The sequence below is a fragment of the Bifidobacterium animalis subsp. animalis ATCC 25527 genome (assembly GCF_000260715.1).
GTDB lineage: Bacteria > Actinomycetota > Actinomycetes > Actinomycetales > Bifidobacteriaceae > Bifidobacterium > Bifidobacterium animalis.
This window is the reverse complement of the sequence record NC_017834.1, coordinates 1,638,710-1,660,667: the sequence shown is the minus strand read 5'-3', so window position 1 is coordinate 1,660,667 and position 21,958 is coordinate 1,638,710. Positions and strand designations below refer to the sequence as shown.

Here is a 21,958-nt window from a genome sequence, read left to right as displayed (position 1 = left end):
CCATGGCCATGTTCTCCAGAGTGCTGGTGAATCCAAAAGATCGGCGAGCGCTGCGCATATTCGGTTCTTTGGAACGAATCCATGCGGTAGTCGCTCGTGCAACAGATGGCGGCTCCACCAAGGAACGGACATTGTGGCGATTGGACACGGATGGCAATGGAAAGATGTTCCGTCTCTATATTGTCTCTGCCGTGGCGCCCGACGCGACCGTGTTGAATGAGGAGCTGGGCGTGGAGCCCAAGGCGATTTCCAGCTGCGAGTATGAACCCTTCCTCGATCGACTTGAATGTGGCCAGGAACGGGTGTTCCGGCTCACCGCCAATCCAACCAAAACGTTGCCTTCTGAAGGATTTGTGACCCGAGGGAGTCGAACGCCACTGGTGAAAGTCGATGATCAAGAGGAGTGGATATTCGACAAACTGCGTAAAGCCGGCTGTCATATGACCATCAATCGACTGGAGCAGCCGGAACTGCGTATTCGTGATTCCGGATTGGTGTCATTCCGCCGGAAGAGCTCGCGTGTGACCTTGGTCAGAGCGACTTTCGAGGGAATCCTTGCCATTGATGATCCTGATCGGCTTCGCAGAGCTTTGGTCGAGGGTATAGGGCCGGCAAAAGCCTATGGGTGTGGACTGATGACCTTGGCTCCGCTGGTTACCCGGGCATCATTGGAATGAGTCCTTGGTAATAGGAGAGGTGTATGAGCAAGATTCCCGGAGTAAAACCACCAGAATTGAAATCGTTGGTGCGGGTGCAGGATAGGCTGACGTTCCTGTATGCCGAGCATTGCATTGTGAATCGGTCGGATAATGCGATAACCATTTCAGACCAGCGAGGAACAGTGCATGTTCCTGCCGCTACCCTAAGCGTGTTGATGCTCGGCCCAGGTAGCAACGTGACACACGCCGCCATCAGTCTGCTTGCGGAATCTCGCTCTACATGCATTTGGGTAGGGGAGCGAGGCGTCAGATATTACTGTCATGGTGCCTCGCTCGCCAGTTCCACCCATCTGCTTGAGGAACAGGCGAAGCTCGTGTCATCAGAGCGAAGTCGATTGAAAGTCGCTCGGAAAATGTACGAGATGCGTTTCCCCAATGAGGAAACGGCAGGGCTCACCATGCAGCAACTATTGGGAAAGGAGGGAACGCGAGTTCGCAGAGCATATGAGCGTGAATCTAGGAGAACGGGAGTCCAGTGGAGTGGTCGATCATACAAAATGACCGATTTCGATGAAGCTGATCTCATCAATCAAGCATTATCCGCAGTGAACACGTCGTTGTATGGGGTGGTGCATGCGGTAATTGTTTCCCTCGGCTGCTCTCCGGGATTGGGATTCGTGCATGCTCGGAATGAGCGTAGCTTCGTATATGACATTGCTGATCTTTACAAGGCGGATATCACAATTCCGTTGGCATTCGATCTTGCGGCTTTGGGAGTGGAAGATGTTTCCGCGGCGGCTCGGAAGGCATTGCGGGATCGCATGAAGGATGGAAAATTCCTGCAGCGATGCGTCCGTGATGTGCGATACCTCCTCCTTCCAGATTCCGAAGTTGCCGAGGAGGACGTTCAAGTGGAAGATATTACTACGCAGATTTGGGCCGGAGCAGCGGGATATTCCAACGCGGGGCATAATTTCGGGAAAGGAGTCGTTGATGGGGAAGAATTCTGATCGCGGGATTCGGGAACTACATTTGTGAGGCACCATGATAGTGATTGTGCTGACTTCCGCACCTCCGAAATTACGTGGACATCTCACTAGATGGCTGCTGGAAATCTCTGCGGGGGTGTATGTGGGCAAGGTCTCCGCTAGGGTGCGAGAACTCTTGTGGGTGCAGGTCCTTGAGAATCTGGAGGAAGGGAAAGCCGTGATGGTATATTCCTCGAATACTGAGCAGGGGCTTGAATTCAAGACTTATGGGCAGACATGGCAACCGATAGATTATGATGGATTGGAGCTTATCCTGCGGCCGGCCGAGCAATCTTCGGAGAATGATTCCGCCAGAAGACCTTCGCGCGGACGGTGCACGGGATGGAGCAATGCGTCGCGGTATCGACGATTCGGTCGATGATGGTGCGTCGAATAGCGACGACGGAAAGTGAGCGGAGTGTGCAAATCCAATCTTTTGACATAGTCGAGAGAGTGTTTTGCCAGTAAAGTCGGACTGTTTGCCCCGCACAGGCGGGGATGATCCGCTGTATCCACGGCGACCCGTCATACACGAATTGTTTGCCCCGCACAGGCGGGGATGATCCGTGCAAGGCCGAGTCCCTTGCCTACGCCGCTGCGTTTGCCCCGCACAGGCGGGGATGATCCGCGCTGCGGGAGGACAGTCAGGGTCGTCGATTGGTTTGCCCCGCACAGGCGGGGATGATCCGGTTGCCCATAGCGCCTTCGATGGTCTGCGTCGGTTTGCCCCGCACAGGCGGGGATGATCCGTTCAGTATCCATGCGTCGCCCTTGTGGTGGCGGTTTGCCCCGCACAGGCGGGGATGATCCGAGATATGGGTCGAGCGCACGAGGTCTGCGCAGGTTTGCCCCGCACAGGCGGGGATGATCCGGTTCCGGCGCTAGCGCGGTATTAGCCGCTACAGGTTTGCCCCGCACAGGCGGGGATGATCCGGTGAGAGCGCAAGTCGGGTCAAGAAAACGTTGGTTTGCCCCGCACAGGCGGGGATGATCCGTAATACCCGTAATGGGAACTCGAATAGAAGAGGTTTGCCCCGCACAGGCGGGGATGATCCGGCCGGGGCGAAGGTGAAGACCTGGCGTGAGGTGTGCGGCAACAAGGGTCCTGCCGGATTCGGCGAGGTCGCCAAGAAGTTTGCCCCGCACAGGCGGGGATGATCCGGGTATTCGCTACGAGCTAGAGGGCGCGAAGAGGTTTGCCCCGCACAGGCGGGGATGATCCGAGCGAGAATTGGCTGGACGTGCAAGCGCGTGCGTTTGCCCCGCACAGGCGGGGATGATCCGACCGAGTGTTTCATCAACTCAGCCAACGGATAGTTTGCCCCGCACAGGCGGGGATGATCCGTTGAGCGTGGGGTACTCAGGTATGCGATACATGGTTTGCCCCGCACAGGCGGGGATGATCCGGCAGCGTCAGACACGAATGCGCGCACTGTCACGTTTGCCCCGCACAGGCGGGGATGATCCGTCACGCATATTACCTTGCGTGGCCGCTGGAATGTTTGCCCCGCACAGGCGGGGATGATCCGCTCATGCCGTCCATCGCGTCCGCCATGCTCTCGTTTGCCCCGCACAGGCGGGGATGATCCGTAATCCATGACGCCGTTTTTATCGTTCTCCAAGTTTGCCCCGCACAGGCGGGGATGATCCGGACAAGCGTAAGGCAGCGAGGGGCGGGAAGTCGTTTGCCCCGCACAGGCGGGGATGATCCGGCACGCTCGGTTGCCGGCGTGTAGTTGAGTTGGTTTGCCCCGCACAGGCGGGGATGATCCGTCGGCATCACGCAACGCCTGCACCTGAGTCAAGTTTGCCCCGCACAGGCGGGGATGATCCGGCGTCCGGCATGCTCACCGCGGACGGCAAACCGTTTGCCCCGCACAGGCGGGGATGATCCGGGTGGGCGACCAGCGCGAACGGTGCCGTCCAAGTTTGCCCCGCACAGGCGGGGATGATCCGAACCGAGCGTCCAACAGCACTCAAACCGATCGGTTTGCCCCGCACAGGCGGGGATGATCCGGCGGGCAGGTCCTTGAGCGCGACATCGCCGTAGTTTGCCCCGCACAGGCGGGGATGATCCGGCGGGCAGGTCCTTGAGCGCGACATCGCCGTAGTTTGCCCCGCACAGGCGGGGATGATCCGCCAACAGCAGCCCAAGGCACGCTCATCGAAAGGTTTGCCCCGCACAGGCGGGGATGATCCAGGTTTTCGCGGCCGCATGTGATGTGCGAGCCGGTTTGCCCCGCACAGGCGGGGATGATCCGTTGGGGACGGCCGTCGGCTGTGGGTCGTCGCTGTTTGCCCCGCACAGGCGGGGATGATCCGGGCGTCTTCGACGTGGCCACCGCCTTCATACGTTTGCCCCGCACAGGCGGGGATGATCCGTAATCGGAGGGTGCAATCGCACACTCAAACACGGTTTGCCCCGTACAAGAGGGGATAATCCGCAGATTCGTCTGATCCGCGCCCGATGAAAGAAAACCGAGGCCTTGGGAAGTCACCAACAGGTGTCTTCGCAAGGCCTCATCTCATAACACATTCTACCACACCTAATCACGGTGATTGGTTTGCCTCGCACAAGTGGGACGATTCGGAGTGGTTCCGGCTAGCCTTAGCTGCCGGAACCACTTCGTCCAATCCTACCCCCCCATCACCCATTGGAGCTGAATATTATGAACAACAATGCAAGGATTTCGACCGCCATAGGAGTCGTCTCACTGACGTTCGGCATCACAGCACTATGTGGAGCGCTGAACGGAAATGCACTAATATCCGGGGGATTCGCAAGCGCCGCCGTCATCGCTGGTCTCGCTGCCGGCATCTGCGCATGGAGAGGTCGTGGCGACGACTGAACGGTATCTGCTGGTGGCCGAGGTGGTCGGTTTGCTCCGTATGACTGGGGAGAACCCGAAGCATCCTATTGGATGGCTTCTCCGCAGCGTTCTGGTGTTGTGTGATTCATTACCGGCGAGCAGAATATGGGGGTGGTACACTTTCTTGAAGATGCACCTGCTTTATGCTTTATATTGTTAGATATCCCTAACATTCCTTATCCGTTTTGAGCGGATACTCAATTTGAAAGCACGGTTTTCATTCCAGAATCCGGCAATCGACGGAACACTTCATTGTGCACGCGATTCGGTTTACGACGATCTGCGATATGTTACCGCCGCACGCCCAATCACCGCCGCCAACGCAAGCGCCCGCTGTTATCTGCCTTGCACGTGTATCCGACGCCCTTCTGTGAAACGCCTGTCTCCCAGGCTGTGGAGCAGAAGGCACCTGGATGCACTATTCGTGATGTCTGCTGTTCGACGACCTGCGGAGCTTGCTCTTGCTGCCGTGCCGCTTCCTCTGCCGCTGCTTGTGCCGCCTGAGCCTGTGCCCGGTCCCGTTCCACGGCTTCGGCCTCCGCGCGCGCCTTCTCCGCTGCGGCCGCCTGCTCCTGCTCTGCTTTCTTGCGCTGTGCAGCTTCGACTTCCGCCTGTTTCTTCGCCTCTTCCTTGCTGGCGATATTCTTCTCTCGCTCGTCGAGTTGGGTCTGGCGCTCGCTCTGTGACTTCTGCTGCTCGTCGAGCTCACGCTTCAGTTTGTCGAGTTCCTCGGCTTGCTTGTTCAGAGCCTCCTCTCGCCGTTTCAATTCGGCGTCGTCCTCCTTGGCGTCAATCTGCTCGGTGGGCGCGACTGCAGCAGACGGGATCGTTTCCACCGGTTTCACAGCGTTCGACGAGCCGGTCCCCACGCCGAGTGCAAACACCATGAGGGAGGCAAACGCGTAGATCAGCACCTTGAATCGTTTGCGTTTCTGCGGGGAGCGGCTTGTGCGGCGACTTGCATGCCCATGGCCGGACCATTGGGCATGGTTGCTGTCGGCATGTGTTGAGATTGTGGCCGATCCGTTCGCCCGGTTCGGCCGAACGGCATACGCCTCGTCGTTGGCTCCCACCGTTGTTCGCCTCATTCTTGACTTGGCCGAGCGACATGATTGACTGTCTCTAGTCGTTCTTTGGCGCTTTCTTCTTGCCGTTGAACATGACAGCACCTCGCTTCGTTGCGGGTCCGCGGCATCGTCGTCGCAGATTACTCCAGCTGTTGGAACCTTCTCAAGATTACGGTTCCAATTCTATCGCCGGAATCGCAGAGGATTCCCTATTCTCCTGCATGGCCCCAAAACTGCTCGCGTGGTAAACGAAACAGTATGAAGTGTTTGTGGAAATGAAGTTAGCGCGCCTAAATTGCCTGTTTGAGATACCGTTCTCTATACTGGCGCTTTTGTCGGTGCTGTAAGCGCCTCCTTGAGACTGGGCTTGCAAGACCGACCACCCTGGCAGCGCTTCGGTTGTCGTTATGAGACTGCGCTCTCGGTAGCGACAATATTGGAGCTCACTCGATGACCTTTGCGGCAGGCTGTTTGCAAACACGGCACGTTACCTCGCCTGCATGGTTGTCGCAGTGAGACCAAACTCTTCAATTGCGCACTACAAGATATCCGCTGCAGACTCCGCATCTTTGATCTCAACTAGCGCTGAATAGTTATTCCAGAACAAATACCAAGGCACATTCGGTGTCGGCACGTTGCTCATAATGTCAGACGTCCCCAGAGCATAGCGCCATACTGGCAGAGGGATTTCTCTTTCTCCACAGGAAAGTCGATTGGGAATGACTGTAATCGTGCATTGGCACCCTCGCTACCGCACTTTGGTGTGATTTCCGGCAAGTTCTCGCAAAAAGTGTTCTTTTGCGCCAGAAAGATGTGAAGATGCTTGGTGATTTTTGCTGGGAATCCACGCAATGTTTCGCGGCCGTAAATGATTGGTACCATATAAAAGTTGTATTCGATGGGAAACGTTGAGGTCGAAGCGAAAGCCGAGAGATGGTTCTGACTTGAGCGGTACCTCTATGCTTGAACGGGAAAGCGTTATACACGGCTGAGAATGAGGTAAATCGATACTCACAGAGTCAATCGCAAACTTCAGCATCTACGCACGAGGGCATGACTATTGCGGATTTGCTGGGCATTTTGCGCAAGCACATCATCACGATTGTTGTCACCTTCGCAGTGATACTCGGAGTGGACATACTGTATACGGCTATGTCTCCTGTGGAATATACGACCAATACGCAGTTGTTCGCGACGTATAACAGCTCCAATGATTCCGCGAACTCCTCCGAACAGTACAGTGGTAGCTCGTATATCATGAGTCAGATCAAGTCCTATCCTCAGGTGGCAAAAACACAATCGGTATTGCAGCCAGTCGTGGAAGAACTCAAATTGAGCACGACAACTACCGCACTCGCGTCGCAGATTACTGTAACGAATCCTACGAATACAGCATTTGTGAATATCGCTGTGACTGATGCCGATCCTTCGGCCGCTGCCCGCATCGCAAACAGTGCGGCTGCTTCACTCAGCAATGTTGTAGAGAAATCTCTGTACACTGCCGGTTCCAATTCTGCGGTGAAACTTTCCGTTGTGCAGCCTGCTCAAGTACCTGCGAAACCGAGCTCTCCGAAGTGGAGTCTCAATCTTCTCGCCGGCATATTGGGAGGCTTGATTATCGGCATTTTGGCGGCACTGCTGAAGGATGTGCTTTCCAAGAAGATCCAGGATGAGAACGATGTGACGGATATCGTTGACGCACCGATAATCGGTCGCGTGGTGAAGGCTGATATTCTTGCCGGTAGCTCTCCTGTTGTAGTGAGCGAGCCGGAAGTCCGATTGCTGAGGATTTCCGTCGTATTCGTACCAGTCTTTCGTTCTCCGCTCCGGTGGAAGGCACGAACTGCCGCCTTGTGGTTATTACATCGGCAGGTGCTTCCGAAGGTAAAACCACTACCGCAGTGAACATCGCTGCCGCGCTTGCCGAGGACGGATCACGAGTATTGCTCATTGATGCAGATTTACGTCATCCCTCGATTGCACACAAGATTGACATTGATGGTTCTGCCGGCTTGACCCGCGTGCTCTCCGGCCAAGCAGCGGTGAAAGACGTAATCCAGCGGTATTGGAAGCCCAACCTGCATGTCATCCCGGCCGGCCCGAAGCCGCCAAACGCGTCGACATTGTTGGACTCTCCGCTGATGACCACATTGGTAGCCAATGCGATGCAGCAGTATGATTACATCATCATCGACACCGCTCCAATGGTCGTGGCCAACGATGCCGTGATCTTCATGAAGCAGGGTGGCACGTTGGAGATGGTGTGCCGCCGCGACCAGACGCTCAAGCGTGATCTGCGAGAGATTGCGGACGAGCTGGAGACTCTGGATATGCCGGTTAGCGGTATTGTGATCAACTGTGCCAAAGAGAACAAAAAAGCACTTGAGAATAGCAATTATTATTATTCAAATAGTGGTAATGCGGCAGAAAGCAAACGCAATCGTAAGAAGTAAATCATCGGTAACACAGCACCGTACGCTTTTCGGCGTACGGTGCTTGCCGTTGTAGGGAGTAGATATGTCATTATCGCATCGCGCATCACGAACCAGCAGCAAGAAGCATCATGTATGACCATGGGTGATTGGTGTCATTGCACTTCTCACCATAGTGCTTATTTTCTCCGGGATAGCCGGATTCAATGTATATAGGCAGTCGAAGGAGGTGCAGGCGCATGAGAGTCGGGCGTTGTCTATGATCTCTGACTTCTCTACGAAGATAGACGATGCCAATGTGCAGAAGGTCAAAGACCAGCTCCCGCAGATTCAGCAAGAGACCAGCCAGGCCTCTGCCATCGCCAATGGTGCTTGGTGGAATATAGCCAATAAGATTCCATATTTCGGTAGTGATGTCTCCACCGTGCAAGGTATGACCAATGTGATCGATGATTTAATGCACCAATCGGTGCCGCAATTCATGGATGTCGTTACTAACCTGCAGCATGCGAATCTTTCCTCAACTGACGATGGCATCAATCTTCGACCAATCATCGACTGCCAGCAAGGCATGCAGAAAGCCAATGAATCCTTACAACACCAAGTGGATGCATACAATGCACTACCGCAGCCCAATATCGATATCGTTCGTTCGGCTTATGCCCAAGGCTCGGACAAATTGAACGCGCTGGCCACCCGTGTTGATGCGTTGTCTAGCACGTTCCGCATGCTTCCCGGATTCCTGAGCAATGGTCAAACCCGCACCTATGCTGTGATGTCAATGACCACTTCCGAAATGCGTTCATCTGGTGGTCTCATTGGTTCTGTGGGTGAGCTCACCGCTGACAATGGCAGTGTTCACGTTGGTGAATTCAAGGCAAATAAGGATTATTTGCCGTATGGCATTGGTGATCACTCTGCCGATATGGCGCGTGTTTTCTCGGATGAGGGTCCTCTTCACATGTCATTCGATATCCGTGACACGGCGGTTTTCCCTGACACTGAACGAGCTGCTCTGGCCATGCAATCGATTTGGAATCGTACTCCATGGGGACAGCAAAAGCCGTTGAGCGGTGTAATCATGGTCGACCCGGTGTTCGTTCAGGAAATGGTGGCAATCAACGGACCGGTCACACTCGCGGATGGTACCGTCCTTACTGGCGACAATACCGCAGAATACTTCCTCAACACTGTCTACAAGAAGTATGAGGTGTCACAGACGGGTGCTGTTTTTGGAGAGACTACAGGGAATGTCATTTCCGATATGTTCAAGAACTTGAATCTCGGTAAACTCGTCAAGATCAGCGAAGCTATGGGCACCATGGCACGGGAGCGCCATTTCACGATGTTCTCTTTCGACGAGAATCTTGAGAAGGAAATCCAGTCCGCAGGGTTCACCGGTGAGACGCCAAATGATCCCCAGCATCCTTCGGTGGGCATCTACCTGACCGAACAGAATCCTTCGAAGATGGGCTGGCATATCAAGCGAACCGCCACCATCGAAAAAACAAGATGCGATAATAGCGGGAATACCTACCATGTAGAGTACACGATTATAAACACCATGACCGAACAACAGGCTAAGGAATTGACTTGGTATATCACCGGTGTCGACGCGCCGAACAGAGGCAAGGGCATCGAAAAGATCCTATTCTATCCACCTGCCGGCGGACGTATCGACAACATCAGCCAACTCAATGGTGCTGTTGATGCCGTGCAGAAAACGACCATGGATGGCAAGGAAGTGTATAAAACCGTGGTGGAAGTTCTGCCGGAGCAAAGTGTGACGTACTCCTTTGATGTCACGGTATCCCCACAGGCACAATCCACGCTGACTGTTGATCAGACTCCACTGGGGTGGAAAGGTACGGGTATCACCGTCAAAGAGCCGAAGTGCTCAACAAAATCAAACTGACCGATGATCTGAACTGAAATGGCTGGAGCCTTGCAAGCTCCGGCCATTTCAGTACCTATTGAACTCGTTGCAGGCAGTTGAGTTATTCAGCCGCATGTCCCGCACGAGAAGGCTCCAACGCCTGTGCGATATCTGCGATTGCATACCCAATCTGGTCATGCGCTGCTTGGAACGCCGCGAATTCCTTGCGGTAGGGGTCTGCAATATCTTCTGCCTCCGGCAGCGCTCGCCGGGCCATTGATGCGTTGTACATCACCTCACGCATGCGGTCTTCCACATTGGTGCCATGCAGGAGATTGTTCTGCCCGAAGTACCGGCACAGGTTGGCGAAATCGCTGAGCAGGAAGGTCTTCGACCGCACGCGCGGTGCAAGTGCGACAATCTTTCGGCGCTGATGTTCGGTGAAGCATAGAATCAAATCACTCGACATCGCCAACTGAGGCGTGAGCCGCTTCGAACGGAATTGGCTCGAATCGATGCCGTCGAGTGCCATGAGCTTCGCGCTCGATGGGTCGATTGGGCTGTCGACAAGCCCCTGTGTTCCTGCGCTGTCGGTTTCGATGCCATCCGTATGGAAGAAATGCGGGAACAACAGTTCGCCCATGGGTGAGCGGCAGATATTGCCCGTGCATACAAACAGCACCTTTATCGCGTATGCCTTCCTCGTTGCTCTCCGGGTTGCGATGCACGCATCACTGGGTTTCACCGCAGTCCATTCAATCAATAGCATCATAATAGAGCGCGCTGGCTACGAATATGCTCACCGTTGACGATTTTCAAATGAATTTCACAGGCATTGTGCCATGTGTGTGCGTTATGGTGGGGGTATGAGTATTCCGCTGATTCTCGCTTCGAAGTCCAAGCCGCGCCGTGATCTGTTGTTCCATGCCGGCATTTGCCCCACCATTCGCGTCTCGCATGTGGACGAACCCGCGGTGATTGCGAAGGCTGCCGCGGATGCTGGCATGAGTGTGGACGATTTGCCGATCGCCACGAAGGTCATGGTGCTTGCCCAAGCGAAGGCGAACGCGGTATACCAAGCCTACAAAGATGTCGCAGAGGTATCCACGAATGCTCATGGTGACGAGGTGACTGGATTCCCATTGGAGACTGCGCCGTCGATTGCAGATTCCGCTCATACGGATGACGCCCAGACTCGTGATTTCTCGGGCGTAGAATTCCCGGTCCGCACCCAGCCGATTCAAGGCACCGTTGTTGAAACGCACGGGTTGACGAATGCGAAAGTCGGCCCGCTGATTCTCGGCTGTGATTCGATGTTCCTACTTGATGGCAAGGCATACGGCAAGCCGCATACCGAGCAGATCGCGCGCGAGCGGCTTGAATTGATGAGTGGTGCGAGCGGCGAACTGTTTACTGGCCATTGCCTGATCGATTTCGCCAGTGGTCGCATGGTGACTGGTGTGAGCCGCGCGGTGATTCATTTCGCGGAGTTCTCGGATTTGATGATCGATCGCTATATCGCAACGGGGGAGCCGCTCGAGGTGGCGGGCTCCTTCACTCTTGACGGATTTGGTGGTGCCTACATCGACAGCATCGAGGGGGATCCGAGCGGCATCATTGGTTTGAGCCTGCCGCTCGCTCGTGAACTCGTGCAGGAACTTGGCATCGATTGGACCGACCTGTGGAATGTGGCGCGTGATGAACAGTTCCCGCAGCCGCTGTCATCGGTTAAGGCATTGCCCCCGAAGGAGAACGTGCACCAACCTGGCGACGGTTGGGTGGATTGTGCATGCGGGCGTAAGCATTGGGGCACCAATGGCGCAGCCGGTGTGTTGCTTGCCCGTCGTGATCCTGAAAGCGGCGAGGTGACGCATATCGTCATGCAGCATCGCGCGGCTTGGAGTGCCGAGGGTGGCACATGGGGCATCCCCGGCGGTGCAATCGCCGACGGTGAGAGTCCAATCGAGGGTGCGCTTCGTGAGGCGTATGAGGAGGCGAACATCACTCCTGCCGATATCGAAGTGGTGGGTTCGTACTGCGAGGATCACGGTCCATGGGCATACACCACGGTGTTCGCATTCGAGAAGCCGGGCCACGAGGTGCATCCGCGCGCCAATGACGACGAGAGCATGGAGATCGAGTGGGTGCCGATTGCCGAGGTGCCCAACCTGAAGCTGCTCACCGCGATGCGAGCTGACTGGCCACGCTTCGAGAAACGATTGAATGAGATTGCCTCCACGTACAAGGGCAGATAATTCGCGTGTATATGGCAATGGGCTGCACCTGCAGGTGCAGCCCATTGCCATATATGGAGAAGAGTTGAGATCACCGTTTTCCGACGTAGAGCTGGTTGTCGATCTCGTCCTTGAACACCTGATTCACCTTAGGCCGTACGACCTTCATTGATGGTGTCAAACATTTGTTGTCCTGTGAGAACGTGACGGGCAGCACGATGAACTTGCGTACCGATTCGGCTCGTGAGACGTTCGTGTTGGCGCGGTCGATGTATTTCTGGATCTCGGCGGCGACTTCAGGCAGTCCAGCGGCCTGTTCGATAGTGAGGTCGGTGGGGAGTTTCTGGGTGGGCAGCCAGCTGGCGAGGCCTTCCTGGTCAAGGGTGATCACGGCGCCGACGAACGGGCGGTTGTCGCCCACCACCACGGCGTGTTCGACAATCGGGCAGGTCGAAATCTCCTGTTCCATCGGGATGGGCGAGACGTTCTTGCCGCCGGCAGTGATGATGATGTCCTTGGAACGGCCGGTCAGCGTGATATGGCCTTCATCGTCAATCGACGCCAGATCGCCGGTCTTGAGCCAGCCATCCTCTGCAAAGGTCTCGGCTGTCTTCTCGGGCAGATTATGATAACCAAGGAACACGTTCTGTCCCCTCACCTCGAGCTCGCCAGTGGGTGAGATGCGCACCGAGGAGCCGGGCACGGGCTGCCCGACGGTGCCGATCACGTTGTCGTGCACACGGGTGAAGGCGAATGGGGCGGCGGTTTCGGTCAGGCCGTAGCCCTGGATCATCGTCAAACCGATGCCGTTGAAGAACGTGGCGAGATTACGGTCGAGTGGTGCACCGCCACAGGCCAGGTACTTGATGCGTGGGCCGAACGCGCTGCGGATCGTCGAATACACGAGCTTCTCATACATCGCATGCTCCGCCTTCTGCTTGGCCGTCGGCGCGATGCCGGCCTGCTCCATCTCGGTCCATTCGCGGGCGAACTCGACGGACTTGGCGAACAGACGACCTTTCCAGCCGATGCCTGCCTTGCGCGATGCCGCATTGTAGACCTTTTCGAACACGCGCGGCACAGCAAGCACGAACGTGGGCTCGAACACCTGCATGTCGTGGGGCAGCGTCTTCGTGCTCGGCAGATAGCCGATCACGCCGGCATCGAAGGTGAAGGCGAAATACTGGATAAACCGTGCGAAGCAGTGGGCGAGGGGCAGGAACAACAGCAGGCGTGCATTGCCGTCAAGCACCTCGGGCACGCAATCGGCGGCAGCGCGGGTGATGCTCACGAAGTTCCGATGGGAAAGCTCGGCGCCCTTCGGCGTGCCGGTGGAGCCGGACGTGTAGACGATCGTCGCCAAGTCATCGGCGTTCACGCTCGCGATGCGCTCGTCGAGCTCCTCCGAGGAGACCATCACGCCAAGACCCTCCAGCGCTTCCACAGCATTCGCATCGAGCATCAGAATGCGCTCCAACGACGGGCAATGATCCAGCACCGAATCCAAGCGGTCGAAGCGCTCCTGATTGTCGGCAATCGCCAGTTTCACATTCGAATCGTTGAGAATGCGCTCGGCCTGCGACGCGGAATCGGTGTCGTAAATCGGCACGGTCACCGCACCGACTGCAGCGAGGGCGAAATCAAGCAGACCCCATTCGACGCGCGTGGCGGAGAAGATCGTCACTGCGTCACCCTTCTCGATGCCGAATGCAATCAGACCCTTGGCGATGGCGCGAACGCGGTCATTGAACTGCCCGGCGGTGAGCTTGCTCCACGCGCCGTCGGCCTCCTTGTTCTCCGTGAGCGGGGAGTCCTCGCCGGAACGTGCAATGCGGTCGGTGAGCAAAGCATAGATGGTCTCGTTATTGCGCACAGTGAGTGCGGGCCCCGGCGTCGTGTATTCGGTGAGCATATGCCTTAGTCCTTGTCTTGGCAAACAACAAACAATCTGCATGAATTGCTGAGCAAATCCTCAAGCATTCTAAGTTACGCTGGCGTAGCAAATCTTTGTGAGCTCCGACAACGCATGGTGATATTGATTGTCAGATTCACACAATCAGCTTTTTCGTGCCGGGGTCTGTTGCAAACGCGATTCGGCTGCTAGATTGGCACATGGTTTTCCGAGCGGAAATGTGAACTGTCGAAACGTGAACTGGAGTGTCGAATGTTCGATAAACGCCTGTTTTCCCTCGCTCCCGGCGTGCGCGGGCTCATCGCGGCGAAAGTGGTGTGCCTGTGGGTCGGTCTGCTCGCCGACATTGCGTTGTCTGTCACTGCCGTGTCGTTGATGGGCGCAGTGCTGGGCCGCAATACCGCATATACGTTCACTGCGGTGTCACTAGGGTGGTACGCGCTTGCATTCGCAGTCATCGCGTTCATGCGATTCCTTGCACACTATCTCGGTTCACGGTTCGGTACCGAGGCGGCCGAGCGTGTCAAACTCGGCTTGCGCAGTGCGCTGTATAAGAAGCTGCTTGTGCTCGGCCCGTCGTACCGTCAGCAGGTGAGCACGGCGAGCATTGTGCAGCTCGCCGGCGAAGGCGTGGACCAAGTGCAGAGCTTCTACGAGAAATTCGTGCCGCAGCTGTTCTACGCGGTTCTGGCGCCGCTGACGTTGTTCGCCGTCATCGCGCCGATCAACATGCCGACCGCGGTCGTGCTACTCGTCTGCGCGCCGCTCATCGTGATCATCGTCGGCATGGTCGCGATGCGCGCGTCCCGCGTGTTCAAGAGATACTGGGGCAAGTACACTGACATGGGCTCGGCGTTCCTCGACAATCTGCAGGGGCTGGAGACACTGAAGACCTTCGATGCCGACGAGGCGGCCGCCAAGAAGATGCACGAGGAAGCCGAGAACTTCCGCGTCATGACGATGCGCGTGCTGCAGATCCAGCTACGCTCGCTCACCGCCATGGACGTCGTCGCCTATGGCGGTGCGGCGGCCGGCATCGGCGTGGCGATCTGGCAGCTCATGCATGGCGGTGCCACGATGTTCCGTACCACCTTCGCGCCGCTGGATATGTTCACCGGACCGCAGCTTGGTTTGGCTGGCGTGTTGCTCATCGTGCTGCTCTCCGCATCGTTCTTCCTGCCGTTGCGCCAGCTCGGTTCATTCTTCCACGTGGCGATGAACGGCATGACTTCCAGCAAGAAGATCTTCGCGTTGCTCGACGCACCAGCTCCGCATCATGGTGAGCAGACGCTCCCCGCCGGGCCGATTTCTGTACACACGCATAATCTGGGTTTCTTCTACGGTGACGACGAGGCAGATGCTCAACCGGCATTGCACAAGGTCTCGCTTGACATTCCAGCACATTCGCTGACCGCCATTGTCGGCGAATCCGGATCTGGCAAGTCCACACTCGCTGCGCTCATCGCCGGCGAACTCGAAGGGTACAGTGGCTCATTGGCCTTCGAAGTGAATGGCGAATCCGTTGAAGTAGCCGATCTGTCCGAATCTGCACTGATGGCTGCCGTTTCCTTCGTCGGTGCGCGCAGTCACCTATTCGTGGGGACATTGCGCGACAATCTGATCATGGCGAATCCGCAGGCCACCGACGAGCAACTGCATCACGCGTTGAGACTCGCGCATATCGATGATTTCGTACGCGAACAGCCGGCAGGGTTTGATATGCCAATCGATCCGGCGAATCTCTCCGGCGGCCAACGTCAGCGCATCGCCATGGCACGCGCTCTGCTGCATGAGGCGCCAATCATGATCTTCGACGAGGCGACCAGCAGCGTCGACGCTGAATCCGAGGCGCTCATCATGCAGACGATCCACGAGCTCGCCCAGTCGAAGACGGTGATTGTCGTCACACATAGACTCGCCGACACGGTGGATGCCAATATGATCGCCGTCTTCGACCACGGCATCTGTGTGGAAACCGGCAATTATGACACATTGATGGCTGCGGATGGCCGCTACGCACGCATGTTCCACGCCCAGGCCACCGTCGAACAAGTGCATCGGCGTGCGGAGGGCAGCGGCATACGCTACGCGCATACGCAGAACGAAGTGGGCGGCGACTCATCGAATCGTGTTGCGGAACCTGTTGGGAGACGGAACGCTGCGCTTTCCGGCATTGATATGACTGCCGACGATGCGATGACGACCGTGCACGTGATTCGCCGTCTGCTCGCACAGGTGGGTTCATTGCGTCCGTTGATGGTGCTGGCGTGCTGCTTCGGTGTGCTCGGCCACTTGGCGGCCACGTTCATGCCGGGGTTCGGCATCATGGCGGCGTGCGCGGCGCTCGGGCGCCCGGTGTGGGGGCTATCCATCGGCTGGGCCGTGACCCTGATGGCGGTATGTGCTGCGATTCGCGGCATCATGGCCTACTGCGAGCAATACATGAACCACAATCTGGCGTTCCGTCTGCTTGCACTGTTCCGTGAACGTGTGTTTGACGCGCTGCGCAGACTCGCGCCAGCTGCGCTCGCGAACCGTGGCAACGGCGATATGATCTCGCTGATCACCACCGACGTGGAATTGCTTGAGATTTTCTTCGCCCACACGATCTCGCCGACGATCATCGCGCTCTCGACGACCGTGCTCTATACGGTGGCGCTGCTGTTCCTGAGCCCCTGGTTTGCATTGTTGCTGGTGATTGCGCATCTGCTGCTCGGCGTGGTGATGCCGCGTCTGTTCGCTGTCGCACTTCGCGGTGTGGGTTGGAAGCTGCGCAAAGACAGCGCTGCACTCGACGATCAGGTGCTCGATGACATGCATGGGCTTGATCAGATTATTCGCTTCGATTGCGGTGACGAACGGCTGAAGCGGATTGATGCATGGTCGAGATCGTTGTGGCGCCAGCGCACGAGATTGAGCGCGCGGAACGGCGCGTTCAGCGGCTACGACAGCGTGATCGTGATCGCAGTGACGGCCGTGGCGGCATTGCTGGCATTGACATTGAGCCTTGGCAATACGAACACTGTTGCCGCAAATATCGCCGCATTCGTACTCGTCGTGAGTTCCTTCGGACCCACGCTCGCGCTGAGTGCGTTGCCGGCGAATCTGACGCAGACCTTCGCCTCTGCACGCAGACTGTTCTCGGTGCTCGACGCCGAACCTGCAGTGGAGGAGCGGGGGACCGAGCAATGCGCATATGACGGTATGGCCTTGGACGGGGTGACGTTCGGCTATGGTTACGGTGCGCCGGTGTTGCGTGATGTCGCGATGGATATTCCGCTTTCGGGAATCCTTGGCATCCAGGGGCCGTCTGGACGTGGCAAGTCCACGTTGCTCAAGCTGCTGATGCGCTACTGGGATCCGCAACAAGGCACCGTGTCGATGTCCGGGCATGCTTTGGCTGCTATCGATGCGCATACGCGTAGGCGGTTGCAGACGATGATGAGCCAGGAGACCTACCTGTTCGATGATACGATCGCCGGCAACCTGCGCCTCGCCAAGCCGGAGGCGAGCGATGCCGAATTGCACAGGGCTCTGGAGCAGGCATCGATCGCTGCTTTGGTGGATGATCTTCCTGAGGGCATGGGAACCCGTGTGGGCGAACTCGGTGATCGGCTTTCGGAAGGCGAACGACAGCGCATCGGCCTGGCCCGCATGTTCCTTCGTGATGCGAGCCTCTACCTGTTCGACGAGCCGACCAGTCGCCTGGATTCACTCAATGAGGCCTACATCCTCCAGTCGATCAATGCGTTGGTCGAGGAGCGCGATGCGGCGGTTGTGCTCGTCTCGCACCGCGATTCGACGATGCGCATTGCTGATGAGACACTTCAGATGTAGAAGGACACTACAGCAAAAGAAGAAGCGGTGCGGGCACTAGAAACCTAATGCCCGCACCGCTTCTCATATTTAGCAATACCTATAGCGATAGGAAGAACTCGTGCACTCGCGTGTTGTTGGTGATTTCGGGGTGGAATGCGGTGGCGAGGATGTTGCCCTGCTGCAGTGCGACCACATTGCTGTTGGTTTTGCACATCACCTGGGCGTTTGGTCCGGTTTCGGCGACGAAGGGACCGCGGATGAACACCAGTGGGAAGTTCTCGATCATGTCGGACGGAGTGCCGTCGGCGTGGAATGTGGCGACGTTCTCGGTGGCCGTGAACGAACCGAGTTGCCGGCCGTAGGCGTTGCGCCTCACGGTGGCGTCGAGTGCTCCGAAGTACACGTTCGGGTCGTTTTCGAGCCGCTGGGCGAGCAGGATCATGCCGGCGCAGGTGCCGAACACCGGCTTGCCGGCCTTGATGTGCTCGTTGATCGGGTCGAACAGGCCGGTGGAGCGTAGGAGCTTGCCTTGCGTGGTGCTTTCGCCGCCGGGTAGGATCACGCGGTCGATCGAGTCGTCGAAGTCCTCGCGGGCGCGCAGCAGTTTCCATGGGGCGCCGAGTCTGTCGAGCATCGCCGCATGTTCGGCGAAGGCGCCTTGCACGGCGAGAATGCCGGTCACGCCGGAGGATGCCTTTGTGGCGTCCTCCGAGTGTTCCTTCGAGATATAGGAAACGTCAACAACCATGAATAGTCCTCAACAGCAGTGCCGTGTCACTCGCCGCGTGCGGCCATGATCGTTTCGATCTCGTCTTCGTTGATGCCCACCATCGCCTCGCCGAGGTTCTCCGAGAGACGGGCGAGCAGGTCGGCGTCGCGCCAGTTCGCGGTGGCCTGCACGATGGCGGCGGCGCGCTTGGCCGGGTCGCCGGACTTGAAGATGCCGGAGCCGACGAACACGCCTTCGGCGCCGAGTTCCATCATCAGCGCGGCGTCCGCGGGCGTCGCCACGCCGCCGGCGGCGAAGTTGACGACCGGCAATCTGCCATTATCGTGCACATATTTCGCGAGCTCATACGGCACGGCGAGCTGCTTGGCCGCCTCGTACACCTCGTCGTCGCGCAGCGAGGCGAGTTCGCGAATCTGCTTGGTCATCGTGCGCATGTGGCGCACGGCCTGGATCACGTTGCCGGTGCCCGGCTCGCCCTTCGTGCGGATCATCGAAGCGCCCTCCTCAATGCGTCGCAGTGCCTCGCCGAGGTTCTTCGCGCCGCATACGAACGGCACGTCGAATTCGCGCTTGTCGATGTGGTAGACGTCATCGGCGGGGGAGAGCACCTCCGACTCGTCGATATAATCAATCTCGATGGCCTGCAGAATACGTGCCTCGGCAATGTGACCGATACGCACCTTCGCCATCACCGGAATCGACACGGCCTCCTGAATGCCCTTGATCATCGCCGGATCGCTCATACGGCTCACGCCGCCGGCGGCGCGGATGTCGGCCGGAATGCGCTCCAGCGCCATGACGGCGCATGCACCGGCGTCTTCGGCAATGCGGGCCTGCTCGGGTGTGGTCACATCCATGATCACACCGCCCTTGAGCATCTGCGCCAGGTTCCTGTTGAGTTCGTTGCGAGTGGTTTCCATGAGTCTCTTCCCTCACTGTGCTTCCGTGTCAACACGACAATTAGCACACGAACACGCATATCCCGGAAAACTGTCCCCATTGTGAACGCGAGCGGCAGTAAAACATTCGAGAACACGCAAGACTGTAGTTTTCAAACGTGCGCGTTTACACTGTGCGTATGGCACGACGATTCAAGCGCAAATACGGAGTGACACCGCTCGAGCGAATCCTGATCATCCTGCTCATCGCAGTGGTGATCGGAGCGACCCTCGGCGTGATTCTGCCGCGCATCAACAACGGCATCGCCGAGATCACTGGCCGCTACACGGCAACCGGAACCGCCGCGGAGACGCTGAACAAGCTTGCCGTGGTGGACAGGCCCAATGGCGACGGCTATGACCGCGATCTGTTCGGATTCCGCGAGACTGACGACGACGGCAACGGGTGCGATGTGCGCGAAGACATTCTGGCGCGCGATCTGACCGATGTGGCATATGTCACACGCAACGGCTGTAAAGTGAAATCCGGCGTGTTGAACGACCCGTACACGGGAAAGGTGATTCATTTCACACGCGGGCAGAACACGAGCGCCGCCGTGCAGATCGACCACGTGGTTGCCCTGCAGAACGCATGGCAGTCTGGGGCCAAGGATTGGAACACGAGAAAGCGCATGCAGTTCGCGAACGATCCGTATAATCTGCTCGCCGTGGACGGCCCGGCGAATCAAGGCAAAGGATCCTCTTCCGCTGCATACTGGCTGCCGACGAATGCTTCGTATCGATGCGATTACGTGGCCCGGCAGATTGGTGTGAAAGACAAATACGGGCTGTCGGTGACGAGCAGCGAGAAACGCGCGATGCAAAGCGTGCTGCATAGCTGCCCGGGGCAGGAGATCCCCGTCGATTGAGCGCAGTGCGAACGGATTTCGGTTGGTTACAATTGCCACCTAAAACCTGAAGCAGAACGGCAACCTGAAGCAGAACGAGAACGACACAGAAGAGTGAGGTGGCGGGAGCATGGCGGAACAGGATGAGTGCGCGACAGGCAGCCAATCGGCAAGTGTGAGCGGCGAACCGGTGGTGAACATCGACACGGTGGCCGAGGCGGCTGTGGTGAATCAGGATGTTGCGATAGCGCGCAAGGATTCCGGCAAACCGGAGAAGCCCATCCACGCGCTCACCAGCATGCTCGGCCCCGCTTTCGTCGCCGCGGTTGCCTACGTGGATCCGGGTAACGTGGCCGCCAACCTCACGTCAGGCGCGAAATACGGCTACCTGCTCGTCTGGGTGCTCGTGCTTGCAAACTGCATGGCCGTGCTCATTCAATACCAGGCCTCGAAACTCGGCATTGTGACCGGCAAGAGCCTGCCACAGATTCTCGGCGAACGCATGGGCAGCGCCGGCAGCTTCCTGTTCTTCGCACAGGCCGAGGTGATTGCGATCGCCACCGACCTGGCTGAGGTGATTGGCGGCGCGATTGCGCTGCATCTGCTGTTTGGATTGCCGTTGCTCGTGGGAGGGCTCATCATAGGTGCCGTATCCACCGTGCTGCTGCTGTTCCAAGGAGGGGAGACCCATAAAATCTTCGAACGCCTGGTGATCGGCCTGCTGCTCGTGATCACCCTCGGCTTCATAGCCGGTTTGTTCATGGACCCGCCGAATCCGCTCAAGGTGGCTGAGGGGCTCATCCCGCGGTTCAATGGAGGCGCTTCGGTGCTCATGGCTACTTCGATGCTCGGTGCGACCGTGATGCCGCATGCGATCTATTTGCATTCCACGCTGGTCAACGACCACTACGCGCATAAGGCACATAAGCCCAGCATCAAGGAGATGCTGCACGGCAGCCGCATTGATGTGGTGTGGGCGCTCGCGCTTGCTGGTTCGGTGAACATCGCCCTGCTCGTGCTGGCGGCGAATTCGCTGCACGGCATGGGTGGCACCGACACGATAGAAGGGGCGCAGCATGCGATCTCACAGGTGCTCGGCCCTACCGTCGGCACGGTGTTCTCGATTGGACTGCTCGCCTCCAGCCTTTCCTCGACTTCGGTGGGCACCTATGCGGGCTCGGAGATCATGAAGGGGCTGCTGCATTGGAATGTGCCGATGTGGGCGTGCCGCATCACGACGCTTGTGCCGGCACTTGTGGTGCTCGCCTTGGCCTCGAACCCCACCGAAGCGTTGATCATAGGTCAGGTGGTGCTGTCGATTGGCATTCCGTTTGCGGTGATTCCCTTGATGCGATACACGCATAACAAGCAGATCATGGGCAAGTACGTGGATGGGCCCGTCAAGCACGCCATCTGCTTGTTGGTGGTCGCCGTGATCATCGCCCTGAACCTTGTGCTCATTGTGCTCACCCTAATGGGTAAAGCCTGAGGGAAGCGCTGGGCCGGGGATCCCTCGCTTCGTCAAGGTGAAATGCTGCCGCGGTG

The 21,958-nt window shown here is 57.5% G+C and carries 13 protein-coding genes, 1 pseudogene and 2 CRISPR repeat arrays; of the genes and pseudogenes, 9 read left to right on the top strand and 5 right to left on the bottom strand.

The window, feature by feature from the left end; translation table 11 throughout:
* The first annotated feature begins 2 nt into the window (after positions 1 to 2).
* The 3 genes from cas6e to cas2e are packed head-to-tail and all read left to right on the top strand — an operon-like array spanning position 3 to position 2,069.
* Positions 3 to 677, top strand: a complete 675-nt coding sequence (gene cas6e, locus BANAN_RS06895) for a type I-E CRISPR-associated protein Cas6/Cse3/CasE (RefSeq protein WP_014698190.1) — start codon at positions 3 to 5, stop codon at positions 675 to 677.
* A 23-nt stretch (positions 678 to 700) separates the two neighbouring features.
* Positions 701 to 1,669: a type I-E CRISPR-associated endonuclease Cas1e gene (gene cas1e / locus BANAN_RS06890; RefSeq protein ID WP_014698189.1), complete on the top strand. Its 969-nt coding sequence runs from the start codon at positions 701 to 703 to the stop codon at positions 1,667 to 1,669.
* A 34-nt stretch (positions 1,670 to 1,703) separates the two neighbouring features.
* Complete coding sequence (cas2e, locus tag BANAN_RS08270; RefSeq protein WP_014698188.1) at positions 1,704 to 2,069, top strand: type I-E CRISPR-associated endoribonuclease Cas2e; 366 nt, start codon at positions 1,704 to 1,706, stop codon at positions 2,067 to 2,069.
* A 95-nt stretch (positions 2,070 to 2,164) separates the two neighbouring features.
* Positions 2,165 to 2,743: a CRISPR direct-repeat array (repeat unit 29 nt; unit sequence GTTTGCCCCGCACAGGCGGGGATGATCCG).
* A gap of 76 nt (positions 2,744 to 2,819) precedes the next feature.
* Positions 2,820 to 4,131: direct repeats of the CRISPR family, unit length 29 nt; unit sequence GTTTGCCCCGCACAGGCGGGGATGATCCG.
* Between the two features lie 734 nt (positions 4,132 to 4,865).
* Here cas2e and BANAN_RS06885 read toward each other — a convergent pair.
* On the bottom strand, positions 4,866 to 5,645 hold the full coding sequence (locus tag BANAN_RS06885) for a coiled-coil domain-containing protein (protein ID WP_237705797.1): 780 nt from the start codon (positions 5,643 to 5,645) through the stop codon (positions 4,866 to 4,868).
* Positions 5,646 to 6,677: 1,032 nt separating this feature from the next.
* Here BANAN_RS06885 and BANAN_RS08795 point away from each other — a divergent pair.
* Both BANAN_RS08795 and BANAN_RS06875 read left to right on the top strand, forming a co-directional pair.
* Positions 6,678 to 8,077: pseudogene (locus BANAN_RS08795) on the top strand (tyrosine-protein kinase domain-containing protein).
* A 238-nt stretch (positions 8,078 to 8,315) separates the two neighbouring features.
* Positions 8,316 to 9,971 (top strand): DUF4012 domain-containing protein, encoded by a 1,656-nt coding sequence (locus BANAN_RS06875; protein WP_237705855.1) that lies wholly within the window; start codon positions 8,316 to 8,318, stop codon positions 9,969 to 9,971.
* Between the two features lie 82 nt (positions 9,972 to 10,053).
* Here the strand turns inward: BANAN_RS06875 and BANAN_RS06870 are convergent, their stop codons facing one another.
* A complete protein-coding gene (locus BANAN_RS06870) occupies positions 10,054 to 10,620 on the bottom strand; it encodes an arsenate reductase/protein-tyrosine-phosphatase family protein (protein WP_041777166.1) in 567 nt (188 codons plus the stop codon).
* A 178-nt stretch (positions 10,621 to 10,798) separates the two neighbouring features.
* Here BANAN_RS06870 and BANAN_RS06865 point away from each other — a divergent pair, with 178 nt between their 5' ends.
* Positions 10,799 to 12,187, top strand: a complete 1,389-nt coding sequence (locus BANAN_RS06865; RefSeq protein WP_014698183.1) for a Maf family nucleotide pyrophosphatase — start codon at positions 10,799 to 10,801, stop codon at positions 12,185 to 12,187.
* Positions 12,188 to 12,257: 70 nt separating this feature from the next.
* On the opposite strand, the gene BANAN_RS06860 is transcribed toward BANAN_RS06865, so the two are convergent.
* The gene (locus tag BANAN_RS06860; protein ID WP_014698182.1) at positions 12,258 to 14,078 is read right to left on the bottom strand and encodes an AMP-dependent synthetase/ligase; all 1,821 of its coding nucleotides are present in this window, start codon (positions 14,076 to 14,078) and stop codon (positions 12,258 to 12,260) included.
* Between the two features lie 252 nt (positions 14,079 to 14,330).
* Between BANAN_RS06860 and BANAN_RS06855 the strand changes: the two genes are divergently transcribed.
* Positions 14,331 to 17,915: a thiol reductant ABC exporter subunit CydD/CydC gene (locus BANAN_RS06855; protein ID WP_014698181.1), complete on the top strand. Its 3,585-nt coding sequence runs from the start codon at positions 14,331 to 14,333 to the stop codon at positions 17,913 to 17,915.
* 79 nt (positions 17,916 to 17,994) lie between these two features.
* Here the strand turns inward: BANAN_RS06855 and pdxT are convergent, their stop codons facing one another.
* Both pdxT and pdxS read right to left on the bottom strand, forming a co-directional pair.
* Positions 17,995 to 18,645 carry a pyridoxal 5'-phosphate synthase glutaminase subunit PdxT gene (gene pdxT, locus BANAN_RS06850; protein ID WP_014698180.1) on the bottom strand — a complete coding sequence of 217 codons (651 nt, stop codon included), beginning with the start codon at positions 18,643 to 18,645 and terminating at the stop codon, positions 17,995 to 17,997.
* 26 nt (positions 18,646 to 18,671) lie between these two features.
* On the bottom strand, positions 18,672 to 19,547 hold the full coding sequence (gene pdxS, locus BANAN_RS06845) for a pyridoxal 5'-phosphate synthase lyase subunit PdxS (RefSeq protein ID WP_014698179.1): 876 nt from the start codon (positions 19,545 to 19,547) through the stop codon (positions 18,672 to 18,674).
* 158 nt (positions 19,548 to 19,705) lie between these two features.
* Here pdxS and BANAN_RS06840 point away from each other — a divergent pair, with 158 nt between their 5' ends.
* Together BANAN_RS06840 and BANAN_RS06835 are read left to right on the top strand one after the other, a co-directional pair.
* A complete protein-coding gene (locus BANAN_RS06840) occupies positions 19,706 to 20,434 on the top strand; it encodes an HNH endonuclease family protein (protein WP_014698178.1) in 729 nt (242 codons plus the stop codon).
* A gap of 109 nt (positions 20,435 to 20,543) precedes the next feature.
* Entirely contained in the window at positions 20,544 to 21,902 is a 1,359-nt protein-coding gene (locus BANAN_RS06835; RefSeq protein ID WP_014698177.1) for an Nramp family divalent metal transporter, read from the top strand.
* Positions 21,903 to 21,958 lie beyond the last annotated feature (56 nt).

Coding starts and splice junctions, on each gene's coding strand:
- cas1e (WP_014698189.1), top strand. CDS start 701: ATGAGCAAGATTCCCGGAGTAAAACCACCAGAATTGAAATCGTTGGTG.
- pdxS (WP_014698179.1), bottom strand. CDS start 19,547: ATGGAAACCACTCGCAACGAACTCAACAGGAACCTGGCGCAGATGCTC.
- BANAN_RS06835 (WP_014698177.1), top strand. CDS start 20,544: ATGGCGGAACAGGATGAGTGCGCGACAGGCAGCCAATCGGCAAGTGTG.
- BANAN_RS06840 (WP_014698178.1), top strand. CDS start 19,706: ATGGCACGACGATTCAAGCGCAAATACGGAGTGACACCGCTCGAGCGA.
- BANAN_RS06855 (WP_014698181.1), top strand. CDS start 14,331: ATGTTCGATAAACGCCTGTTTTCCCTCGCTCCCGGCGTGCGCGGGCTC.
- cas6e (WP_014698190.1), top strand. CDS start 3: ATGGCCATGTTCTCCAGAGTGCTGGTGAATCCAAAAGATCGGCGAGCG.
- BANAN_RS06860 (WP_014698182.1), bottom strand. CDS start 14,078: ATGCTCACCGAATACACGACGCCGGGGCCCGCACTCACTGTGCGCAAT.
- BANAN_RS06865 (WP_014698183.1), top strand. CDS start 10,799: ATGAGTATTCCGCTGATTCTCGCTTCGAAGTCCAAGCCGCGCCGTGAT.
- BANAN_RS06885 (WP_237705797.1), bottom strand. CDS start 5,645: ATGAGGCGAACAACGGTGGGAGCCAACGACGAGGCGTATGCCGTTCGG.
- pdxT (WP_014698180.1), bottom strand. CDS start 18,645: ATGGTTGTTGACGTTTCCTATATCTCGAAGGAACACTCGGAGGACGCC.
- cas2e (WP_014698188.1), top strand. CDS start 1,704: ATGATAGTGATTGTGCTGACTTCCGCACCTCCGAAATTACGTGGACAT.
- BANAN_RS06875 (WP_237705855.1), top strand. CDS start 8,316: ATGATCTCTGACTTCTCTACGAAGATAGACGATGCCAATGTGCAGAAG.